Origin of the sequence: Paracoccus gahaiensis (genome assembly GCF_005048225.1) — a bacterium.
GTDB lineage: Bacteria > Pseudomonadota > Alphaproteobacteria > Rhodobacterales > Rhodobacteraceae > Paracoccus > Paracoccus gahaiensis.
In genome coordinates, this window is the sequence record NZ_SUNI01000024.1 from 15,215 (window position 1) to 36,245 (window position 21,031).

A 21,031-nucleotide genomic window follows, 5' to 3' on the forward strand; every position below is an offset into this window, starting at 1 on the left:
CCTTCGGGCTGGGGCGGTCAGGGCCGCGTGCGGTTCACAAGAAAGGACAGGGTCAGGATCAGCAGGCTGAGGCCCACCAGCATCGTGGACACGGCATAGATCTCGGCCGAGATGCCGCGCCGCAGCTGGCCCAGCATGTAGGTGGGCAGCGTTTCCTGCCCGGCCGTCTTGATGAATTGCGAGATGACGACGTTGTCCAGCGAGATGACGAAGGCCAGCATGAAGCCCGCCAGGATGCCCGGGGCCAGCAGGGGCAGGGTGATGCGGCGAAAGACCGTCAGCGGGCTGGCGTACAGATCGGCGGCGGCGCGTTCGAGGTTCGCATCCATCCCCTCCAGCCGGGCGCGGACCGGCAGATAGGCGAAGGGGATGCAGAAGGTGACGTGGGCGGCCAGCAGATAGCCCATGCCCGACAGCCCGGTGGCCTGCCGCAGCATCGAGAAGAGCAGCAGCAGCGCCACCGCCATGACGATCTCGGGCACGACCAGCGGCTGGTTGATGACCGCGGCGATGGCATGGCGGGGGCGGAACTGGTCGGCCCGCGTCGTGGCCAGCGCGGCCAGCACCGCCAGCGCGGTCGACAGCGCCGCCGCGACCAGCGCCAGCACCAGCGAGCGCAGGGCCGCGTCCTGAATGGCGGCGTTGCTCAGCGCCTGCGCGTACCAGCGCCACGACAGCCCCTCCCACCGGCCGATCAGGTCGCCCGCGTTGAAGGAATAGGTGACCAGCACGATCAGCGGCAGATAGAGCAGGGCGAAGGCCAGCGCGGCGATGGCGCCGAAGCCCGGCAGGGTCTGGGGATCGAAGCGTCTAGCCATGGGGTGCCGCCTTTCCGCGCAGCAGCCGCGCGCAGGGGATCAGCGCCAGCCCGATCAGGATCATCAGCGTCAGGGCCAGCGCCGCGCCCAGGGGCCAGTTGCGGCCCTGCCCGAACTGCAGCTCGATCAGGTTGCCGATCATCAGGTTCGACCCGCCGCCCAGCACGCGCGGCGTGACGTAATCGCCAAGGGAGGGGATGAAGACCAGCAGCGATCCGGCGATCACCCCGGGCCGGATCAGCGGCAGGATCACCCGCCAGAAGGTCCGCGCCCGCGAGGCATAAAGGTCATAGGCGGCCTCCATCAGGCGCGGGTCCAGCCGCTGCACGGCGGCATAGACCGGCAGCACCATCAGCGGCAGATAGACATAGGTCATCCCCAGCCCGATGGCGAAATCGGTGAACAGCATCTGCAGCGGCTCGTCGATCAGCCCCATCTGCAGCAGCGCCGCGTTCACCAGCCCGTCGCGGCGGATCAGCTCTCCGATGGCGATGATGCGGATCAGCAGCGAGGTCCAGAAGGGCACGGTGATCGCGAACAGCCACAGGTTGCGGGTGTGGGCGGGCCGGGTGCCGATGAAATAGGCGGTGGGCACCCCGATCAGCAGCGTCAGCCCGGTGGTGATCAGCGCCAGCCGGATCGACCGCCACAGGATCGCCAGATGCGCGCCGGCCGGGGCGAGGGTGCCCTCGAAGATGTCGCGCTGGAAGAAGACCTCGATCCAGGCCTCGCCCGAGAGCGCCCACAGGATGCCGCCATAGCTGTCGCGCTCCAGCACCGAATAGAGGATGACAATGCACAGAGGCAGCAGCGACAGCGCCGCGATGGTCAGCAGCGCGGGCGTGGCCAGCCACCAGCGGGTGCGGGCCTCGCGGCGGGACTTGCGGGCCTCGGCCTGGCGGGCAGGGGGCGCCGCAAGGTCGGCGGGGCGGGCGTCGGCCAGGCTCATGCGGGCACCAGGCGCAACGCGTCGGAGGGCACCGCCAGCGCCGCGCGGGCGCCGGGCGCCAGACCCTGCAGGTGCGGGTCGCCATTGCCGATCCGGGCGGTGATCTGCGCGCCATCGGGCAGGCGCAGATGCAGATGCGTGTCGGTGCCGATATAAACCAGGTTCTCGACCACCCCCGACAGGTGCAGCCCGCCCGTCCCCCCGGCGGGGGCCAGCACGATCCGCTCGGGCCGCACCAGCGCCTGCATCTCTCCGGCCGGCAGGGTCTCGGCGGGCAGGGTCAGATCGGCGCCGGCGATGGTCACGCGGGCCAGGGCCCCGTCGCGCGACCGGACATGGACGGGCAGGAAATTCCCCTCGCCGATGAAGCCCGCGACGAAGCGGTTGGCGGGGCGGTCGTACAGATCGCGGGGGCTGGCCACCTGATGCAGCAGGCCCGCGCCCATGACCGCGATGCGGTCGGACATGGTCAGCGCCTCTTCCTGATCATGGGTCACGAAGACGAAGGTGATGCCGGTCTCGGCCTGCAGGCGCTTCAGCTCGATCTGCATCTGCCGGCGCAGCTTCAGGTCCAGCGCCGACAGCGGCTCGTCCAGCAGCAGGATGCGCGGCGCCGGCGCCAGCGCCCGGGCCAGCGCCACCCGCTGCTGCTGGCCGCCCGACATGGCGGCGATCTTGCGGTCCGCCAGATGCTCCATCGCGACCAGCGCCAGCATCTCGGCCACCCGGGCCTTGATGGCGGCGCGGGGCCGGCCAAGCGATTGCAGCCCGAAGGCGATGTTCTGGGCCACCGTCATGTGCGGAAACAGCGCGTAGTTCTGGAACACCGTGTTGATGGGGCGCCTGTTGGGCGGCAGATCGGCGATGTCGCGCCCGTCCAGCACGATGGCGCCCCGGCTTGGCACCTCGAACCCGGCCAGCATCCGCAAGAGCGTGGTCTTGCCGCAGCCCGAGGGGCCCAGCAGCGTGAAGAACTCGTTCTCGGCGATGGTCAGGCTGACATCGGACAGGGCGGTCACCGCCCCGGCGCCGGCGCCATAGATCTTGGACACGGAATGAAGCTGGATCATCGTCTGGCCTTTTCGCGACAGGCGGTCTGGTCCCAGATTGGTATTGACACAGAAATTTTAGTCAATAAAAAAGTTTACAGTGACAAATAATTTGATGGAGATGCCGGTGCAGCAGGCAACGGACAGGACCCCCCCGCCGGGCCTGCGCGACCGCAAGAAGGCCCATCGCCGCGCGCAGATTTTGCGCCATGCCGCGCGGCTGTTCGGCCAGAACGGCATCGACGCCACGACCATGGCCGAACTGGCCGAGGCCACGCAGGTCTCGCCGCCGACGCTGTTCAATTATTTCGGCACCAAGGACGGCATCCTGATCGCGATGATCGCCGAAGGCTCCCACCAGTTCCGCGAGACGGACACGGCCATGCATCCGCGCACGGATGCCGATTTCGGCACCATCCTGGTCGAGATGCTGGGCCAGGTGACAACGCGCACGCTGGAGATCGCCGGCAAGCGGGTCTGGCGCTATGCCGAGGCCTCGGTCATCCGGCACCCCGACACCGAGCTGTCGCGCGAATATTCGACCATCAACGACCAGCTGATCGGCGCGGTCGCCACCTTCATGGGGCAGTACGACCTGCGCCTGCGCTGCGGCGACGATCCCGATCCGGCGCAGCTGGGGCGGCTGGTCTTCGATGTCTGGAACGCCGCCTTCCTGGACCTGATCCGCACCGAGGACATGACGCTGGAGGCGCATCGGCAGACGCTGCAGGCGCGGATCGCCCCCCTGGCGCGGCAGCTCTTCGAGGACGGCTTTCTGGCCGCCCCCGCCCTGAAACACCGCTCTCCGTGACACATCCCCTGTGACCCCTCCCCTGTGAAAGATCCGATCATGGACAAGACCACCCTGGTGATCCGCAATGCGCGGGTGCTGACGATGGACCCCGACACCCCGCGCGCGCAGGCCGTCGCGGTGGCGGGCAACCGCATCGCGGCCCTGGGCACGGATGAGGAGATGCTGGCGCTGGCCGGCCCGGACACGCGCATCATCGACGCCGAAGGGGGCACGCTGCTGCCCGGCTTCGTCGAATCGCATCTGCACCTGTTCAGCGGCGGCGCCGGGCTGACGATGCTGCAGCTGGCCGAGGTCTCGGGGCGCGCGGCGCTGACCCGCGCCATCCGGGACTATGCCGCCGAGAAGCCCGACGAGGGGCTGCTGATCTGCCAAGGCGCGCCCTATGACATTCTGGGCGGTGACGCCGAACCCGACCGGCATGTGCTGGATCAGATCCTGGCCGATCGCCCGCTGATCGTCATGGCCTTCGATTTCCACACGGCCTGGGCCAACACGGTCGCCCTGGACAAGGCCGGCCTGCTGGACGGGGCCGAGATGGAGGACGGCAACGAGGTCGTCATGGGCGAGGACGGTCGCGCGACCGGCGCCCTGCACGAGAAGGGCGCCATCGGCCCGGTGCTGGACCTGCGCACCAGCGGCGGGCGCGAGATGCTGGGCATGTCGGGGCGCGAGCCTGCCAGCCCGCCCACGCCCGAGGAGCGCGCCGAGGACATTCAGATGATCCGCGCCGGCCTGCGCCATTGCGCGGCGGCCGGGATCACCTCGATCCAGAACATGGACGGCAACCATTACACGCTGGACCTGCTGCGCGAGATCCGCGCGGCGGGCGACCTGACCGCGCGGGTCGAGGTCCCCTATCACCTGACCGCCGACAAGCCCCTGTCCGCCCTGGACGAGGCCAGCGCCATGAGCGCCGAGTTCAATGACGAGATGCTGTGCTCGGGGCGGGTCAAGATCTTCGTCGACGGGGTCATCGAAAGCGGCACGGCGGTCTTCGTGCGGGATTACGCCACCCGCCCCGGCCACAAGGGCACGCCGCTGTTCTCGGCCCGGGCCTTTTGCGACGCCGCGATCGAGGCCGACCGGCGCGGGCTGCAGATCAGCGTCCACGCGATCGGCGACGGCGCGGTGCGCATCACGCTGGACGGCTATCAGGCCGCGGCCGAGGCCAATGGCCCGCGCGACAGCCGCCACCGGATCGAGCATATCGAGCTGATCACCGAGGAGGACCTGCCGCGCCTGGCGCAGCTGGGCGTGATCGCCTCGCTGCAGCCGCTGCATCCGCCCGGCGTGCGCGGCGAGGGGATCGAGCCCGCCGCCTCGGCCATCGGCAAGGACCGCTGGCCCCTGGCCTATGCCTGGCGGCGGATCCTCGATACCGGCGCGGATTACTGCTTTGCCTCGGACTGGCCGATCGTGCCGGTCGAGCCGCTGCTGTCCATCGGCACCGCCCTGCAGCGCAAGCCCTGGGGGCCCGACATGCCCGACCAGCGGGTCATGCTGGACGAGCTGCTAGAGGGCTATACTTGGCGCGGCGCCCGCGCGGGCTTTGCCGAGGACCGCGTGGGGCGCATCCGGCCCGGCATGCTGGCCGATCTGGTGCTGCTGCCCGAGGACCCCCATGACATGGCGCCCGAGGACATCGCGCGGATGACCCCGCGCCTGACCCTCTGCGACGGGCGCGTCACCCATGAGGCCGATGCCTGATTCTTGTGCGGGCGGTCTAGAGGACCGCCCGCCACAGCTCGATCCACACGTGATCGTCGTCATCCGCCGCCGCATGGGCGGTGCCGAACATGACCGCGTCGGTCAGCCAGGCCAGCGGACCCTCGGGCGCCTGCAGCTCGGCCCGCGTGCGCCCGTCGAAGGACCCGTCGGGCTGCGCCCACATCCGCCCGGCATTCAGGACCGACAGGGTGATCCCGTCCTCGGTCCGGGCGAAATAGCGCGCCTCGATCGCATAGCTGCCATCGGGCAGGCGGGTGGCGAAATCGGCGCCCCCGGGCAGGATGACGGCGCGCCAGCCCTCGCCCGCCACCTCGCCCCCGGTGATCGGGAACATGGCGCGGGTGATGCCGTGCGAGGTCGTGAACTCGACCGCCGGCCCCAGATCGGCCCGGATCGACAGGGCAAACTCCAGCCGGGGCTGCGGCAGATCCGCCTTGGCCCCGAGAGAGGTGATGCGCATGAGTAGGTCCCCTACAGCGCCAGCATCTCGGGCGTGGCGGCCTCCAGCGCCCTTGCATAGCGGGTGGTGGCCTCGTCGATCTGGCCCTCGGTGATCGACAGGGGCGGCGACATCGAGGTGACGGGCAGGAAGGGCAGGGCGCGGGTCAGCACGCCTTGGTTCATCGCATGAGCCGCCACCAGCTTGTGCGCGCCGACGGGCAGGCGGGCGCGGGTGGCGCGGTCGGCCACGAACTCGACCGCCGCCATCAGGCCCACGCCGCGGATGTCGCCCACCAGCGGGTGATCGCCGACCTTGGACCGCAGCGCCTCCAGCAGCACCGGCCCGAGGCGCGCGGCATTGGCGGGCATGTCCTCGGCCTCCATCAGGTCCAGGTTCGCCATGGCGATGGCCGCGCCGACCGGATGGCCGGAATAGGTGAAGCCGTGCATCAGGGCCCCCATCTTGGCCGAGGCGCCCTCCAGCACCTCCCAGATGCGGCGCGACACGATCGAGGCCGACATCGGGAAATAGGCCGAGGTCAGCCCCTTGGCCAGCGACACGATGTCGGGGCGGATGCCGTAGGTCTCGGAGCCGAACCACGCGCCGGTGCGGCCGAAGCCGGTGATGACCTCATCCGCGATCAAGAGGATGTCATGGCGGTCCAGCACCTGCTGCACCCGGTCGAAATAGCCCGCCGGCGGCAGGAAGACCCCGCCGGTGCCCATCACCGGCTCGGCGATGAAGGCGGCGACCGTGTCGGCCCCCTCGCGGGCGATCATCTCCTCCAGCTCGACGATCAGGCGGTCGGTGAAGGCGGCCTCGGTCTCTCCGTCCTGGGCGAAGGCGTAATGATGCGGGCAGCTGGTGTGCAGCACGCCCGGCATGGGCAGGTCGAAGGCGGTGTGATAGCCCTCGATGCCCGTCAGGCTGGCCGCCGCATAGGTCAGCCCGTGATAGGCCCCCTTGCGCGAGATCACCTTCTTCTTGGCGGGCAGACCGCGCAGGTTGTTGTAATAGATCACCAGCTTCAGCGCCGTGTCATTGGCGTCCGAGCCCGAGCAGCCGAAGAACACCCGCGCCATGTCGGCGCCTGGCACCGTCTCGTTGAAGAGGCCCAGCAGCCGGTCGGCCAGCCGGATCGTGGGTTCCGCCGAGGCGCCGCCGAAGAAGTGCTGAAAGCTCAGATCCTGCATGGCCTGCGCGCCCGCCGCCACCAGTTCCGGGCGGCCATAGCCCACGTTCACGCACCACAGGCCCGCGCCCATGTCGATCAGCGTCTGGCCCCCCTCGCGGGTGACCTCGACGCCCTGCGCGCCGGTATAGATCACCGGCCCCTTGGTCTGCAGGTCGTGGATCGAGGAGACGGGGTGGAACAGCGCCTCCCGGTCCAGGTCGGCAAGCGAGATATTGGCGCGGTCGTCCATGATGGCGGTCCTTTACAGATGTCCGGAGGAGGTGCGGGCCCTCAGCACGGCGATCAGCGCCGCGTCGCGGGTGTGTTCCAGGGTGGGGATGTCGCGGCCATCGGCCTCGGCCGCGATCCCGGCGGTCAGGGCGGCGCGGACCCCGGGCGTCAGCGAGGGCGTGCCCAGATCGGCCCAACGGCGTTCCTGGCTGGGGCCGAGATGGTCCAGATAGGCCGCCATGCCGCCGGGGCCTCCGCCCAGATGATAGGCCATATGCGCGCCCATCACCGACCAGCGCAGCCCCGGCCCATGGACAAGCGCCGCATCAACGGCGGGCACATCGGCGATGCCTTCGGCCACAAGATGCACCGCCTCGCGCCACAGCGCCGAGGCGAGGCGGTTGGCGATATGGCCGGTGGCGGGCTTTGTCAGCCGCACCGGCACGCGACCGGCGGCACGATAGATCGCCTCGGCCCCGTTCAGACGCGCGGGATCGGTGCCATAGGACTCGACCAGCGGCACCAGATGCGGCGGGTTGAAGGGATGCGCGGTGATCAGCTGCGCGGGGTCGCGCAGGGACGGCGCCAGATCGGTCCAGCAGAGGGCCGAGGCCGAGGAGGCGATGGTGGTGGCCTCCGTCAGCGCCTCGATCTGCGCATAAAGCGCCTGCTTCAGCGGGATGCTTTCGGGGGCGTTCTCCTGGATCAGCGCGGCGCCGTCCAGCGCGGCGGCAAGATCGCCGGTGACCGTCAGCCTGCCGCGCGCAGGCTGCCCGGTGATCTGTTCCAGTTGGCGCAGCGGCGTCGCCATGCGGTCGGCCAGCCCCTCGCGCGCCGCCGCCTCGGGGTCCCAGGCCGCGACCTGCGCGCCGTGATGGACGAACAGCGCCGCCCATGCGGCGCCGATCAGCCCCAGCCCCAGAATGGCGATCTTGGTGTCCTGCATCGGCACGTCCTGTCTGATGTGATCGCAGAATTGCAGCCCTTGAACCGGCAAATCAAGTGCTATTATGCGAATCCTCAAAGATCAATCTTGATTGCGATCGCAAAAAATGCGAGATCGGTCGCAAGACAGGGGGACATGATCGATGCAGCGAGGACATGCGGACAGGACTGCCGGGCAGGCGGAGCGGCCGGCAGCGCCCGGGCAGCCCGGCGCTGCCGGCCCGACGGCCCCGCTCACCCTCGGGCGGGCTGCCCGATGAGCGCGCGGCCCATGCCCCTCGGTCTGGACGCGCTGGAAACGGTGCCGGTCCATGAGCAGGTCTATCGCCAGCTGACCAGGGCGCTGATGGCCGGGCGCATCCCGCCGGGGCGCAAGCTGACCTCGCGCAAGGTCGCGGCCGAACTGGGCTGTTCCGACATGCCGGTGCGCGCGGCCCTGGCCCGGCTGCAATCGCTGCGCGCGCTCGAGGCGCTGCCCAACGGCTCGATGATCCTGCCGCGCATGGACCGGGCGCGCTTCGCCGACCTGATGGCCGCGCGCGTGACCTGCGAGGGGCGGGCGGCGGAACTGGCCGCAGGGGCGGCATCCGAGGCGCATCTGCGCGCCATCCGGCAGGCCGGTGCGGCGCTGACGCAGGCCGCGCTGGATCAGGACATCGACAGCTATCTGGAACAGAACTACGAGTTCAAGTTCCTCGTCCATCGCGCCTCGGGCTCGGACGCGTTGATCTTCCTGATCGAGACGTTGTGGCTGCAGGTCGGCCCCTTCCTGCGCCAGTTCGGCGGCAGGTTCGAAGGCGCGCTGTCGGGCATCCTGGAGATCGACTATCACGAGGAGCTGGCCGCCGCCCTGTCGCGCGGCGACGCGGCAGCGGCGGGCGACGCCATGCGCCGCGACATCGCGGCAGGGGCCGCGTTCCTGCTGGCCCATGGCGAATTCGAGGATGCGCCATGAGCGTCACCATCCTGACCGGCGCGAGTTCGGGCATCGGCGCGGCCCTCGCGGCGCTGCTGCCGGGGCCCCTGCTGCTGGTGGCGCGCCGCGCGCCCGCGCAGGACGCGGCCAACGCGCGGTTCCTGTCCGCCGACCTGTCCGATCCGTCCTCCGCCGACCGCATCCTGGCTGCGGCAGAGGCGATGGGCCCGGTGACCGGGCTGGTCAATGCGGCGGGCGTGCTGGGGCGGGGGCGGGCCGACCAGACCTTGGACGAAGATTGGGCGCGGGTAATCGACCTGAATCTGGGCGCGACGTTCCGCATGTCGCGCGCGGTGCTGGCGCCGATGCGCCGCGCGGGGGGCGGAGCGATCGTCAACATCGCCTCGGACTGGGGGCTGATCGCGGCGCCCGGCGCGGTGGCCTACGGCGTCGCCAAGGCGGGCGTCGTGCAGCTGACCCGCTGCATGGCGCTGGACCATGCGCGCGAGGGCATCCGCGTCAATGCCGTCTGTCCCGGCGACACCGACACGCCGATGCTGGCGCCGGGCCAGACCGGGGCCGCCCGCGCCGCCACGCTGGCGCGCTTCGGCGCGGCCATTCCCCTGGGCCGCGTGGCGCAGCCCCAGGACATTGCCTCGGCCGTGGCGTTCCTTCTGTCGGACGCCGCGCGCTTCATCACCGGCGCGGCCCTGCCCGTCGACGGCGGCAGCACGCTGGCCGCCCTTGCCCCCACAGGAGATCTGACATGACGCTGCTCAATTCGACCGAAAGCCTGCGCGCCATGGATGCGGCGCATCACCTGCACCCCTTCACCGATGCGAGCGCGCTGAATGCCAAGGGCGCGCGGATCATCACCCATGCGGATGGCGTGCATCTGACCGACAGCGACGGAAACCGGATCCTGGACGGGATGGCGGGCCTGTGGTGCGTGGCGATCGGCTATGGCCGCCCCGAGATCGCGGATGCCGTCGCCCGCCAGCTGCGGCAGCTGCCCTTCTACAACACCTTCTTCCAGACCAGCCACCCGCCGGTGATCGAGCTGGGCCACCTGCTGTCTCAGGTCACGCCCGACCACATCAACCGGTTCTTCTTCACCGGGTCCGGCTCGGACGCGAATGACACGATCTTCCGCATGATCGCGCATTACTGGGCGGTGATGGGCCAGCCTGACCGCACCATCATCGTCTCGCGGCAGGGGGCCTATCACGGCTCGACCGTGGCGGCCTCGGCGGTGGGGGGGTTCGGCTTCATGCATGCCCAGCCCGGCCTGCCGGTGGGCAACATCCTGCACGCGCCGCGCCCGGCCTGGTGGGCCGAGGGCGGCGAGCTGTCGCCCGAGGACTTCGGCCTGAAGGTCGCCCGCGACACGCTGGCGCTGATCGACGGCATCGGCGCGCATCGCGTGGCGGGCTTCATCGCGGAACCGATCATGGGCGCGGGCGGCGTCATCATTCCGCCGGACAGCTATTGGCCGGCGCTGTCGGCGGGGCTGACCGAGCGCGGCGTGATGCTGATCTCGGACGAGGTGATCTGCGGTTTCGGGCGCACCGGATCGTGGTTCGGCTGCCAGACCTATGGCACCACGCCCGACTTCATGACCATGGCCAAGGGGCTGACCTCTGGCTACATCCCGATGGGGGCGGTGGGCGTGTCCGACCGCGTGGCCGAGGTGCTGACGGCCAAGGGCGGCGAGTTCGCGCATGGCTACACCTATTCCGGCCATCCGGCGGCTTGCGCTGCGGCCATCGCCAATCTGGGCATCCTGCGGTCCGAAGGCATCGTCGACCGCGTGGCCGATGACATCGGCCCCTATCTGCAGGGCAAGTGGCGCGCGCTGGCCGATCACCCGCTGGTGGGCGAGGCGGTGATGACCGGCCTGATCGGCGCCATCCAGCTGTGCGCCGACAAGGGGGCGCGGCGGGCCTTCGACGAGGATCTGGGCGTCGGCATGATGTGCCGCGAGCATGCCTTCGCGAACGGGCTGATCATGCGGGCGGTGGGCGACCGGATGGTGGTCTCGCCGCCGCTGGTGCTGACCCATGCCGAGGCCGACGAGCTGGTCGAGAAGGCCTGGCGCGTGCTGGACCTGACGCAGGCGCAGCTTGGGCATCCGGGGCGGTGAGCGTGATGTCCCCGACCGGCGCGCTGGCCGATGCGGCGCAGGCCTTCCTCGACGCCCATCCGGCGGTCGAGGCCATCGACATCTCGCTGGCCGACCTGCACGGCATCGGGCGCGGCAAGATGATCCGCCGCCACGAGCTGGCGGGCCTGTTCCAGGGCGGGCGCGGTATGCCCGCCTCGCTGTTCGCGCAGGATATCGAGGGCAATGACGTCGCGGGCGCCCTTGCCACGCAGGATGACGGCGGCGGCGACAGCCTGTGCTGGCCGGTGGCGGGCACGCTTGGGGTGCAGCCGAACGGGCGGGGGCTGGTGCTGCTGCAGATGTTCGGGTCGGACGGCGCGCCCGTGCCCCATGACCCGCGCGGCGCGATGATGGCCCAGATCGCCCGCGCGCAGGGCATGGGCTTTCAGCCGATGGGCGCGCTGGAGCTGGAGTTCTACCTGCTGGATGCCGCAGGCGGCCCCGCCCGCGCGCCGATGGGGGGGCGGCGCATGTCGTCGACGAACTGCATGTCGGTCGACGAGCTGGACGAGATGTCGCCCTTCTTCGACGCCGTCTATGCGGCCGCCGCCAGCTTCGATCTGCCGCTCGAGACGCTGATCTCGGAATATGCGCAGGGCCAGTTCGAGCTGACCCTGCGCTATCGCGATCTGGCGCGGGCGGCGGATGACATCATGCTGGCCAAGCAGATCCTGCGCAGCACCGCGCGGCGTTTCGGGATGCGGGCCTGCTTCATGCCCAAGCCCTTTGCGGGGCGGTCCGGCTCGGGGATGCATCTGCATCTGTCGCTGACCGATCCGGTCGAGGGGGGAAACCTGTTCGCGGATCGGGACGGCGCGATCTCGCCCCTGATGCTGCACGCCATCGGCGGCGTGCGGGCGGCGATGGCCGACACGATGCTGGTGCTGGGCCCGACGCTGAATTCCTGGCGCAGGCTGGGAGGGGCGATCTATTCGCCCGCCTCCAATACCTGGGGCCGCGATGACCGCAACGTGGCATTGCGCATCCCGGGCGGCCGCCCCGCCGCGCGTCATTTCGAACATCGCGTGGCCGGGGTGGATGCCAACCCCTATCTGGTCGCCGCCGTGGTTCTGGGTACCGCGCTGGACGGGATCGCGGCCAAGGCCGATCCCGGCCCCGAAGCCTCGACCGAAGGCGCCCCGGCACTGCCCCTCAGCTGGGCCGACGCCATCGAGACCTTTGCGGCCTCGGCCCCGCTCTGCCGCATCCTCGGCCCCGAACTGCACGGCGCCCTGACCGCGATCAAGCGCGCCGAATCCGCGCGTCTGGCCGACCATGTCACCGAGATCGAATGGCAGCTTTACTCGGGCCTCTGACGGCACAAGGCACCCTGTAGCGGGCTGATGCCCGGCCGGCGCACCTACCAGCGCAGCAGCCGGCGCCCGGCCACAGCGCCCGCCGCCGTGCAGATGGCCATCGCCAGCCCGTACCAGAGGGTGAAGAACAGCGGCGAATCCTCGGTGCAATAGAGCGCATAGCCCGCCGTCGCGGCGGCCGAGGCTGCCAGCCCGACCAGCCCGCCGGTCAGGGCCGGGCGCAGGGCCGCGCCGCGCCGGAACAGGATCAGGCCCAGTAGAAGGGCCGGGGCCGACAGGGCGGTGATCGACAGAAGGCAGGCGGCAGCGCTGTGGCCCATGATCCCGGGCAGCACCAGCCCCGGGGGCGTCTGCACCAGCCGCGCCCCGAACAACCCCACCGCGGCCAGCGCCGGAAGCGCCAGCAGCCCCAGGGGCAGGCCTACGCCCGGACGCGCCGAGCGCAGCGCCAGCATCAGCGCCAGCGGCGCCAGGACCAGGGGCAGGATCAGCTTGGCCAGCACCTGCGGATCGGCCAGGGCGGGCAGCAGGTCGGCGCGGGGACCGGCCAGCGTCAGGAACAGGGCCAGCGCCAGGCCCACCGCGCCCAGCATCAGGCTGGCGGTGCCGCGCCCGGACAGTCGCGCCGGGGGCGGGGCCGTGGCCAGGCGGTGGATCAGATCCTCGGTCGAGGGTCGGTTCGTCATTTCATCCTCTCTGCCAGCTCGGACAGGCGTTTCATGGCCCGGTGCAGGGCGACGCGGGCGGCCCCCGCGCTCAGGCCCAACCCCCGGGCGGCGTCTTCGGTGCTGTGCCCCTCCAGCCGGACCGCGCGCACCAGCGCGGCCGAGCGGGCGTCGATCATCCCCAGCATCCGGTCGGCGTCATGCGCGGCCAGGGGCGCGGGATCGGCCTCGGCGGCCAGGACCTCGGCCACGTCCTCCAGCGGCAGATGCAGCCGGTGGCCGCGCCGCCGGAAGGCATCGACCACCTTGTGGCGCGCCACCGCATACAGCCAGGGGCGCACCGGATGGCCCGGCGTCCAGCTGTGCCGCTTGAGATGGATGGCCAGCAGCACCTCCTGCAGGATATCCTCGTGCAGGTCGGGTGGCAGGCCCCGCCCCCGCGCGCGGATCAGGCCGCGCAGGGGCGGCGTCACCTCGGTGAGAAACCGCAGGAAGGCGGCCGCGTCGCCCGCATTGGCCCGGGCCAGCAGCAGATCCCAGTCAGTCGTGCCGTCCAGGGCTGCCTCCTTCGCCGGATGCGCGCGCGCGGGCAGTCTAGCCCGGACTGCCGCCGCCGGGCAATGCCAGGCCTGCGCCAGATCCGGGCCAAGGCTCACGTCCTGGCGGCCAGCAGCGCGCGGTCCAGAAGCGCCGCGATGTCGTCCCGTGCGGTGCCCGCGACGATGCGGCCCAGTTCCTGCCGCCCCTTCAGCGCCACCAGGGTCGAGCGGCGCGGGATGGCCAGCGCCTGCGACAGCGCGCCGCGCCCGTGCTGGTCCCAATCGACGGTGATGAAGCGCAGATGCGCCTCGTAATCGGGGGTCTCGGCCTTCAGCGCCGCCAGGACGCGCTGCTGGGCGGCGCAGGTGCTGCACCAGTCGGTCCAGAAATCCAGCACGACGGTCTCGCCCGCCTCCAGGGCGGCCTCGGCCAGCCCCGGCGTGTAGAAGACGCGTTCAGAGGCATGGGCCGCGGGGGCCAGGGTCAAGGCTGCGGCCGAGATCAGAAGAGTGCGACGGTTCATGATGTCCTCGTGAGGGTCAGAAGGTGACGGAAAGGTCGATCAGCCAGGCGGGCAGCCAGGCGATCAGCAGCGCTTCGGCCCGGTGGTGCAGGCCGGTGGCGAGGGCCAGGCCCACGGCGACGAAGGCCAGGCCCAGGGCAGGGCGGGCGCGGGCGGCCAGTCCCGCCATCCGGCGCGCATTCCGGCGCAGCCAGCCGCGCAGGCCATAGGCCCCGGCCAGGATCAGGGTCGAGACGCCAAGCGCGAAGGCCGCCATGGTCGCGCCCGCGCGCAGCAGGTCCTGGCCGGTGCTGGCCAGCGCGATGGCGGCGCCCAGGGTGGGGCCGATGCAGGGGCTCCAGACCGCGCCCAGAAGCGCGCCGCCCGCGAATTCCTGCCGCAGCCCCCGGTCTTGGCCCCGGTCCTGGCCCCGCCCCTGCGGCATCCGGGCATCGGCGGCCTGGGCCAGCCCGGCCGTGGCGGTGGCGAAGCGCCGCCCCATGGCGGGGGTCAGCATCACCAGGCCGAAGCCCACCATCGCCAGCGCCGCGACCTGCGCCACATCCTCGGGGTAAAGCCCGATGGCCGGGCCCAGGGCGGCGACGCCCAGCCCCAGGGCCACGAAGGACGCCGACAGGCCCGCCGCCAGCGCCAGCGGACCGCGCGGATCGGCGCCCAGGCTGGCGGTCAGCACGATGGGCAGCACCGGCAGCACGCAGGGATTGATCAGCGTCAGCAGGCCGGCGAGATAGGCGAGGATCAGGTCCATCTCAGCGGTCCAGCCGCAGCAGATGGTCCAGCGAGATCCGCCCCGGTCCCCGGGCCGCCACCGCCAGCAGCGCCGCCGCCCACAGCCCATGCGTGATCCAGGCGCCGGGATAGACGAAGATCTGGATCACCACCGTCATCGCCAGCAGGCCGAGCGCCGAGAGCCGCGTCAGCAGTCCCAGGATCATCAGCACCGGCAGCGCATGTTCGGCCAGGGTCGCCAGCACCGCCGCCACCTCGGAGGGGATCAGCGGCAGGGCGTATTCATGTTCGAAGAGGAACCAGGTCTGGTCGCGGAGGCGCAGCCCCTCGACCTTGGTGCGGCCCGATTGCCAGAAGACCAGCGCCGGAAAGACCCGCAGCATCATCGCCACCAGATCGGCGGGAATGCGGGCGGGCAGGGCGTTGAGGCGGCTCAGCATGGCGCGCCCGCCTCGACGAGGGCACCCGCGCGCATCAGCGCCACCAGGCGCGGGCCGGGATCGTGGCCGGGCTGGACCTGCTCTGCGGCGCGGGCGGCGCGGGCCAGGGGGGCGCCTGCGGCCAGCGCCGCGATCAGGGCCGCATCGGCGGGGGGGATCGCCTCGACCGGCACCTCGCCGCGCGGATCGCGCAGGATCAGCGCGATCTGCGCCGTGCCGGGCAGGGGCGTCTCGGGCGCGCCGGGCTGGTGGCGCTGCCAGATCGACACGGCGGGATGGTCCAGCCGCAGCACGGCCAGCGAGGGATGCAGATGCAGGCGCAGCCGCGCGGGATCGGCCCCGGCCAGCGCCGCCGGATCCAGGGGCCGCGCATCGGCGGCGTGATAGGCCCGGCCCCGGGCGAACTCGATCCGCGCGACATCGGCGATCCAGGGCAGATGGGCCAGCGGCGCAAAGCCCGACAGGAAGGCCGCGAAGCCCGCCCCCCACTCCGCCAGCACCGGCGAGCGGGGCGGATCCTCGGCCAGATAGGCGCGGGCCAGCGCGGCGAAGAAGGGCGCGCCCACCAGCCGCTCGATTACCGGAAAGCGCCGGGCCAGCGCCCGGGACAGGCTGGTGGCCACGTTGTTGCGATAGACGTCGAAGCGGCGGGCGGCCTCGGCGGGATCGGTTGCGGTCACGCCGGGCGGCAGGGGGCCGCCGCGCAGGGCGGCCTGAAAGCGGGTCAGGATCTCAGCCTGCATGGGTGGGCGCCTTGGTCAGGATGCGGTCGGCGCGGGCGGCCTCGGCGGCCAGGACCGGCCAGGCGGGCAGGTCGTTGTCCCATTCGACCAGCGTCGGGCGGGGGCCGATCCGGGCGATCACCTCGGCGTAGAGCGTCCAGACCGGATCGGCCACCGCCGCCCCGTGGCTGTCGATCAGCAGGGGCCCCGAGGGCAGGTCCTCGGCATCGTGGCCGCCCAGATGGATCTCGCCCACGGCCGCCAGGGCGAAGTGGTCCAGATAGGCGCGCGGATCGCTGCGGTGGTTGGTGCAGGACACGAAGACGTTGTTGATGTCCAGCAGCAGCCCGCAGCCGGTGCGGAAGGCGATCTCGGCCAGGAACTGCGTCTCGGGGATGTCGGATTGCGCGAAAAGGACGTAGGTCGCGGGGTTTTCCAGCAGCAGGCGGCGGCCAAGCCGGTCCTGCACCTCGTCGACATGATCGCAGACCCGGTCCACCGTCTCCTGCGTGTAGGGCAGGGGCAGCAGGTCGTTCAGGTATTCCGTCCCGTGGCTGGACCAGGCCAGATGTTCGGAAAAGCTTTCCGGCTGATAGCGGTCGCAGAGCCGCCGCAGCCGCACAAGATGATCCGCGTCCAGCCGGCCCGCCCCGCCGATCGACAGCCCGACCCCATGCACCGAGATCGGGTAGTCGGCCCTCAGCGCGGTCAGCTGCGCATGGGGCGGCCCGCCCGCGCCCATGTAGTTCTCGGCATGGATCTCGAAGAACGAGACCGGCTGCGGGGCGCTGCGGATCGCGGCGAAATGCTCGGGCTTGAAGCCGACACCGGCGCGCGGGGGCAGATGCGTCATGGGGGCGTTCCTTCGGACCTGAAAGGGGGGCCGGGCGCGCGCAGGGACGCGCCCGGCCAGGGTCAGGCGGGAATGTCGCGGGTCAGCGGCTCCAGCGAGGCGGCGCGGGCGCTGCCATCGGGGGCGGCGGGAAGCTCCATCGACAGGCAGGTGCCGGCCGGGACCAGCGTCCAGGCATTGCCCTGATAATCGACGCTGGAGGTTCCGGCGCAGGTCGTGCCCGGCCCCGCCGCGCAATCGTTCTGCCCGGCGGTGGCGACGCCGTAGCATTTCTCCATCTCCTGGGCCTGAACGGGGGTTGCCGCCATGGCGCCGAGGGCGCAGGCCAGCGAGGCGCCGAAGGCCAGGCGCGAGGTCATTGCAGTCATGTCATGTCTCCCTGTCGCGGAAGGCAACCGCACCTTCCTGAAGGGCAGATCGCCGGGGGGGCCAGCTTTGTTACAGGGCCCTGCGGGATGATTTCCGGGCCGGGCCGGCGCGCGGCCTGCCCGCCGCAAAGGTTGACACGAGGCCCCCCGCGGGCCCATGACTGCTGCGCAAGGGCAGCCCGGCCCTCCGGAAAAGCGAGACACGTTGACAGATCCGACCGCGACCCATCCCGAATGGGGCTATGACGTGCTGCGGCGGGCGATCGATGCGGCGGGGATCAGCCTGTGGACCTGGAATGTCGACACCGACGCGGTCGCGATGGATGCCCGCGGCTATGACCTGTGGGGCCTGCCGGTCCGGGGCGCGCTGACCTTCGAGATCCTGTCCGAAAAGATCCACCCCGCCGACCGCAACCGGGTCGGGGCGGCCTTTGCCGCGACGCGGGCTGTGGTCGGGTCCTACGAGATCGACTTCCGCACCGTGCATGGCGAGCAGGTGCGCTGGATCTCGGCCCGGGGCACGGGCGACGATGTCGGGATCGAGAACCACACGCTGTCGGGGGTGTTCCTGGACATCACCGACCGCAAGCAGGCCGAAGAGGGCCACGAGCTGCTGGCCGGCGAGATGAGCCACCGGGTCAAGAACCTTCTGGCCATCGCGACCGGCCTGACGCGGATCACCTCGCGCTCGTCCAGCTCGATCGAGGACATGACGCGGCAGCTGATGACCCGGCTGACGGCGCTGGACCGGGCGCATGATCTGGTCCGGCCGCTGCCGGGCGGGCAGGGGCGCACGGCGCTTCTGGGCGACATCTTCACGGTGCTTCTGACGCCTTACGACGATGACGGGGCGTTCTCGGGGCGCATCCGCGTCGCGGTGCCGCGCATGGGGGTGGGCCAGGATACCGCGACGGCGCTGGCGCTGGCCGTGCACGAGCTGGCGACCAATTCGGTCAAGTACGGCGCGCTGTCGGTCGAGGACGGGACGCTGGACATCTCGGGCACGATGGAGGACGACATGGTGCAGGTCACCTGGACCGAACAGGGCGGCCCCCCGGTCCCGAAGGCCCCCGAGACCGACGGCTATGGCACCAGCCTGCTGCGGCAGACGATCGAGGGCCAGCTGGGAGGGTCGATCGTCCGCGACTGGTCCGAGAACGGCGCGATCATCACCCTGAGGCTGAGCACGGCGCGCATGGCGGGGTGAGGGGCGGCGCTCGGCGGGTCACGGCGTCGAGAGAAGGTATCCGAACCCCCGCTGGTTGTGGATCAGCCGCGCATCGCCGTCCTGATCCAGCTTCTTGCGCAGATAGGCGATATAGACCTCGACGATGTTCGTCTGCGGATCGAAGTTATAGCCCCAGACCCCCTTCAGGATATCCACGCGGGACTGCACCTTGTCGGGGCGTTCGGCCAGGAACCTCAGCAGCGCGAATTCGGTCACCGTCAGATCCAGATCGCGGTCGCGGCGCCTGGCCGTCTTGGCGTCCAGGTCCAGCCGCAGATCGCCGATCACGATTTCTGACTGCCGGTCGCCCCGGACCGGGGCCCGGCGCAGGAGGACGGCAATGCGGGCCAGCAGTTCCTCGAAGGCGAAGGGCTTGGTCATGTAATCGTCGGCGCCCGCGCCCAGACCCTCCAGCTTCTCGGACAGCGCGTCCTTGGCCGTCAGCATCAAGATCATCACGTCATGGCCCGCATCGCGGATCTGCCGGCACAGATCGGCGCCATCCGCATCGGGCAGCATCCGGTCGAGCACGACCAGACTGTAGACGTCGTCCCGCAGCCGCCGGTCCAGACCGGCGCCGCATTCGGCCAGATCGACGCGAAACCCCTCGGCCGTCAGCCCCCGGGCCAGCAGGCTGGCGATCTCGGCGTCATCCTCGACCACCAGGACGCGGTCGCCGGTCATGCCGCCGCCCCGGGTGCCAGCGGCATGGTGATCTCGACCACGGCGCCGCAGCCGGGCGCGCTGTCGATGCGGATCGTGCCGTCATGCTGGTCCACGATCCACTTGGCGATGGACAGCCCCAGCCCCAGCCCCCGGCCAGAGCGCGGGCGCGAGGGCCGCGCGCTGTAGAAGCGGGTGAAGGCGCTGCCCAATTCGTCACCGGTGAAGCCGGGCCCCTGATCGCGCACGCGGATCTGCGCATGCCCCGCGGTCTGCGCCAGCTCCAGAATGACGGTGGTGTCCTCGGGCGCCAGGCGAAGCGCGTTGTCCAGCGCGATCAGAACGGCCTGCCGCAGGCGGTCGGGGTCGCCCTGCACCTCGACGGGATCCTCGGGCTGGCTGGGATGGATGCGGACGCCGGGCTTCATCGTCATGGTCCGGCCGTCCAGCAGCACGTCGCCCACGATGTCCTGCAACACGACCCGCGTCCGGTTCACCATGATCGACCCGGATTCGGACCGGGCCAGGAACAGCAGGTCGTCGATCAGCCGGCCGATCTGGTCGGTCTTCTGCACGATGTCGGTCAGCGCGCCCTGCAGCGTGCCCGCATCGGCGGCGCGGTTGCGCAGCGCCATCTCGGCCTGACCGCGCAGGATGGTCAGGGGGGTGCGCAATTCGTGGCTGATATCGGCGAAGAAATTGGCGCGGCTGGCATCGACGGCGCGCAGGCGGTCGTTGCTGGCCGCCAGCGCCTCGGAGCGGTCGCGCAGCTCTCGGGTGCGTTCGTCGACCTGCTGGGTCAGGGTGGATTTCGCCTCGATCAGGGAATCCCTCTGGGCGCGGATCTGCGCCGTCATCTGGTTGAAGCGGCGCGACAGGTTGCCCAGCTCGTCCGAGGAGGGGGTGTCGATCCTGTGGGTCAGATCGCCCCGGCCCACCGCCTCGGCCCCCGCGTAAAGCGCCGAGACCGGGCGCAGGATCGTCCGGTTCATGATCACGATATTGCCGATGCCCAGCACGGCCACGACGACGATCAGCCCGATCGCCAGATCGACGGCCCGTTCGGACAGACGGGCGGAACTGGCCAGCGCGTCCTCGACCTCGGCGCGCTCGCGGACCGTCGTCCCCTCGACAAGCTCCAGAAGCACAAGCCCCAGCTGGTCGTAGACTTCCGTATTGAAGATCTCGAGCGCCTCGGCGCGGCGCCCGGAACTCAGATGATCCTGGATCAGCAGCCGCGCCTGATCGAGTTCCCGGACCTTGTCCTCCTTCAGGTCCACCCGATTCAGGCTCGCCCAGGGGGCGCCGGTCTCGTTCGCCAGCGTCTGCTCCTCGCGGATCAGTTCGCGCTGGCGGTCCAGCCGGGCCAGCAGGGAATCGCGGGCCTGCCGGATCTCGGCATCCTGATCGCCCACGATGAACAGTTCGGCGATCTGGGCGGACAGGCTGTGGGCGTCCACGGCGACCAGATTGATGTTGCGCAGCTGCTCGTACGAGGTGTGCAACTGCCGCCGGTCGTCGCGCGTGAAGCCCAGGCCCACGATGATGGCCAGACACACAAGTGTGACCGTCACCAGACCCGTCAGGTGGCTCAGCATGATTTTCGTGCGGATTCTCATGGTGTTCGGATCCTGACCGGCGGCGGCGCCGATGCCGTCTCGCCGACAGATTAGCCCAAGTCCGGCGCCGGCAAAACGTCGATGCGCGTCTCTAATGATCTTCTAATTTGCACCTTCCGGTCTGCGCCCAATACT

Annotated in this window: 23 protein-coding genes; 7 read left to right on the forward strand and 16 right to left on the reverse strand. The window is 70.6% G+C overall.

Annotated features, from left to right (window positions below):
- Nucleotides 1–17: 17 nt before the first annotated feature.
- The 3 genes from FA743_RS17320 to FA743_RS17330 are packed head-to-tail and all read right to left on the reverse strand — an operon-like array spanning nucleotide 18 to nucleotide 2,837.
- Nucleotides 18–818, reverse strand: a complete 801-nt coding sequence (locus FA743_RS17320) for an ABC transporter permease (RefSeq protein WP_136887337.1) — start codon at nucleotides 816–818, stop codon at nucleotides 18–20.
- Complete coding sequence (locus FA743_RS17325) at nucleotides 811–1,767, reverse strand: ABC transporter permease (protein WP_136887338.1); 957 nt, start codon at nucleotides 1,765–1,767, stop codon at nucleotides 811–813. The genes FA743_RS17320 and FA743_RS17325 overlap by 8 nt, the downstream gene beginning before the upstream one ends.
- Nucleotides 1,764–2,837: an ABC transporter ATP-binding protein gene (locus FA743_RS17330; protein WP_136887339.1), complete on the reverse strand. Its 1,074-nt coding sequence runs from the start codon at nucleotides 2,835–2,837 to the stop codon at nucleotides 1,764–1,766. Before FA743_RS17330 ends, FA743_RS17325 begins: the two co-directional genes overlap by 4 nt.
- Before the next feature lie 106 nt (nucleotides 2,838–2,943).
- On the opposite strand from FA743_RS17330, the gene FA743_RS17335 reads away from it, so the two are divergent.
- Complete coding sequence (locus FA743_RS17335) at nucleotides 2,944–3,627, forward strand: TetR/AcrR family transcriptional regulator (RefSeq protein WP_169308929.1); 684 nt, start codon at nucleotides 2,944–2,946, stop codon at nucleotides 3,625–3,627.
- A 39-nt stretch (nucleotides 3,628–3,666) separates the two neighbouring features.
- Entirely contained in the window at nucleotides 3,667–5,337 is a 1,671-nt protein-coding gene (locus FA743_RS17340) for an amidohydrolase (protein ID WP_136887341.1), read from the forward strand.
- Between the two features lie 16 nt (nucleotides 5,338–5,353).
- Here FA743_RS17340 and FA743_RS17345 read toward each other — a convergent pair whose 3' ends face one another.
- From FA743_RS17345 to FA743_RS17355, 3 genes are read right to left on the reverse strand one after another with little or no spacing between them, the layout of a single operon-like run.
- Nucleotides 5,354–5,818 carry a DUF3237 domain-containing protein gene (locus FA743_RS17345; protein ID WP_136887342.1) on the reverse strand — a complete coding sequence of 155 codons (465 nt, stop codon included), beginning with the start codon at nucleotides 5,816–5,818 and terminating at the stop codon, nucleotides 5,354–5,356.
- Between the two features lie 11 nt (nucleotides 5,819–5,829).
- Nucleotides 5,830–7,224 carry an aminotransferase family protein gene (locus FA743_RS17350; RefSeq protein WP_136887343.1) on the reverse strand — a complete coding sequence of 465 codons (1,395 nt, stop codon included), beginning with the start codon at nucleotides 7,222–7,224 and terminating at the stop codon, nucleotides 5,830–5,832.
- A gap of 12 nt (nucleotides 7,225–7,236) precedes the next feature.
- Complete coding sequence (locus tag FA743_RS17355) at nucleotides 7,237–8,151, reverse strand: 3-hydroxyacyl-CoA dehydrogenase NAD-binding domain-containing protein (protein ID WP_136887344.1); 915 nt, start codon at nucleotides 8,149–8,151, stop codon at nucleotides 7,237–7,239.
- A 255-nt stretch (nucleotides 8,152–8,406) separates the two neighbouring features.
- Between FA743_RS17355 and FA743_RS17360 the strand changes: the two genes are divergently transcribed.
- Genes FA743_RS17360 through FA743_RS17375 form a run of 4 tightly spaced genes read left to right on the forward strand, consistent with a single transcriptional unit; the run spans nucleotide 8,407 to nucleotide 12,546 of the window.
- Nucleotides 8,407–9,105: a GntR family transcriptional regulator gene (locus FA743_RS17360; RefSeq protein ID WP_211242312.1), complete on the forward strand. Its 699-nt coding sequence runs from the start codon at nucleotides 8,407–8,409 to the stop codon at nucleotides 9,103–9,105.
- Complete coding sequence (locus tag FA743_RS17365; protein ID WP_136887345.1) at nucleotides 9,102–9,836, forward strand: SDR family NAD(P)-dependent oxidoreductase; 735 nt, start codon at nucleotides 9,102–9,104, stop codon at nucleotides 9,834–9,836. The genes FA743_RS17360 and FA743_RS17365 overlap by 4 nt, the downstream gene beginning before the upstream one ends.
- A complete protein-coding gene (locus tag FA743_RS17370; protein WP_136887346.1) occupies nucleotides 9,833–11,209 on the forward strand; it encodes an aspartate aminotransferase family protein in 1,377 nt (458 codons plus the stop codon). The genes FA743_RS17365 and FA743_RS17370 overlap by 4 nt, the downstream gene beginning before the upstream one ends.
- A gap of 5 nt (nucleotides 11,210–11,214) precedes the next feature.
- Nucleotides 11,215–12,546, forward strand: a complete 1,332-nt coding sequence (locus tag FA743_RS17375) for a glutamine synthetase family protein (protein ID WP_136887347.1) — start codon at nucleotides 11,215–11,217, stop codon at nucleotides 12,544–12,546.
- 44 nt (nucleotides 12,547–12,590) lie between these two features.
- On the opposite strand, the gene FA743_RS17380 is transcribed toward FA743_RS17375, so the two are convergent.
- The 8 genes from FA743_RS17380 to FA743_RS17415 all read right to left on the reverse strand — a co-directional run bounded on the left by FA743_RS17380 (nucleotide 12,591) and on the right by FA743_RS17415 (nucleotide 17,377).
- Entirely contained in the window at nucleotides 12,591–13,232 is a 642-nt protein-coding gene (locus tag FA743_RS17380) for an NrsF family protein (RefSeq protein ID WP_136887348.1), read from the reverse strand.
- A complete protein-coding gene (locus FA743_RS17385; protein ID WP_246055026.1) occupies nucleotides 13,229–13,867 on the reverse strand; it encodes a sigma factor in 639 nt (212 codons plus the stop codon). The genes FA743_RS17380 and FA743_RS17385 overlap by 4 nt, the downstream gene beginning before the upstream one ends.
- The gene (locus tag FA743_RS17390) at nucleotides 13,864–14,274 is read right to left on the reverse strand and encodes a thioredoxin family protein (protein WP_136887349.1); all 411 of its coding nucleotides are present in this window, start codon (nucleotides 14,272–14,274) and stop codon (nucleotides 13,864–13,866) included. The genes FA743_RS17385 and FA743_RS17390 overlap by 4 nt, the downstream gene beginning before the upstream one ends.
- A gap of 16 nt (nucleotides 14,275–14,290) precedes the next feature.
- A complete protein-coding gene (locus FA743_RS17395) occupies nucleotides 14,291–15,022 on the reverse strand; it encodes a cytochrome c biogenesis CcdA family protein (RefSeq protein WP_136887350.1) in 732 nt (243 codons plus the stop codon).
- A gap of 1 nt (nucleotide 15,023) precedes the next feature.
- Nucleotides 15,024–15,443: a DoxX family protein gene (locus FA743_RS17400; RefSeq protein WP_136887351.1), complete on the reverse strand. Its 420-nt coding sequence runs from the start codon at nucleotides 15,441–15,443 to the stop codon at nucleotides 15,024–15,026.
- The gene (locus tag FA743_RS17405) at nucleotides 15,437–16,186 is read right to left on the reverse strand and encodes an HvfC/BufC N-terminal domain-containing protein (protein WP_136887352.1); all 750 of its coding nucleotides are present in this window, start codon (nucleotides 16,184–16,186) and stop codon (nucleotides 15,437–15,439) included. Before FA743_RS17405 ends, FA743_RS17400 begins: the two co-directional genes overlap by 7 nt.
- Nucleotides 16,176–17,018 (reverse strand): MNIO family bufferin maturase, encoded by an 843-nt coding sequence (bufB, locus tag FA743_RS17410; RefSeq protein ID WP_136887353.1) that lies wholly within the window; start codon nucleotides 17,016–17,018, stop codon nucleotides 16,176–16,178. Before bufB ends, FA743_RS17405 begins: the two co-directional genes overlap by 11 nt.
- 62 nt (nucleotides 17,019–17,080) lie before the next feature.
- Nucleotides 17,081–17,377 carry a BufA1 family periplasmic bufferin-type metallophore gene (locus FA743_RS17415; protein WP_425467206.1) on the reverse strand — a complete coding sequence of 99 codons (297 nt, stop codon included), beginning with the start codon at nucleotides 17,375–17,377 and terminating at the stop codon, nucleotides 17,081–17,083.
- A gap of 214 nt (nucleotides 17,378–17,591) precedes the next feature.
- On the opposite strand from FA743_RS17415, the gene FA743_RS17420 reads away from it, so the two are divergent.
- Nucleotides 17,592–18,593, forward strand: a complete 1,002-nt coding sequence (locus tag FA743_RS17420; RefSeq protein WP_211242313.1) for a sensor histidine kinase — start codon at nucleotides 17,592–17,594, stop codon at nucleotides 18,591–18,593.
- 18 nt (nucleotides 18,594–18,611) lie between these two features.
- Here FA743_RS17420 and FA743_RS17425 read toward each other — a convergent pair whose 3' ends face one another.
- Complete coding sequence (locus FA743_RS17425) at nucleotides 18,612–19,298, reverse strand: response regulator transcription factor (protein WP_136887356.1); 687 nt, start codon at nucleotides 19,296–19,298, stop codon at nucleotides 18,612–18,614.
- Nucleotides 19,295–20,896, reverse strand: a complete 1,602-nt coding sequence (locus FA743_RS17430) for a sensor histidine kinase (protein WP_136887357.1) — start codon at nucleotides 20,894–20,896, stop codon at nucleotides 19,295–19,297. Before FA743_RS17430 ends, FA743_RS17425 begins: the two co-directional genes overlap by 4 nt.
- Between the last annotated feature and the right edge of the window lie 135 nt (nucleotides 20,897–21,031).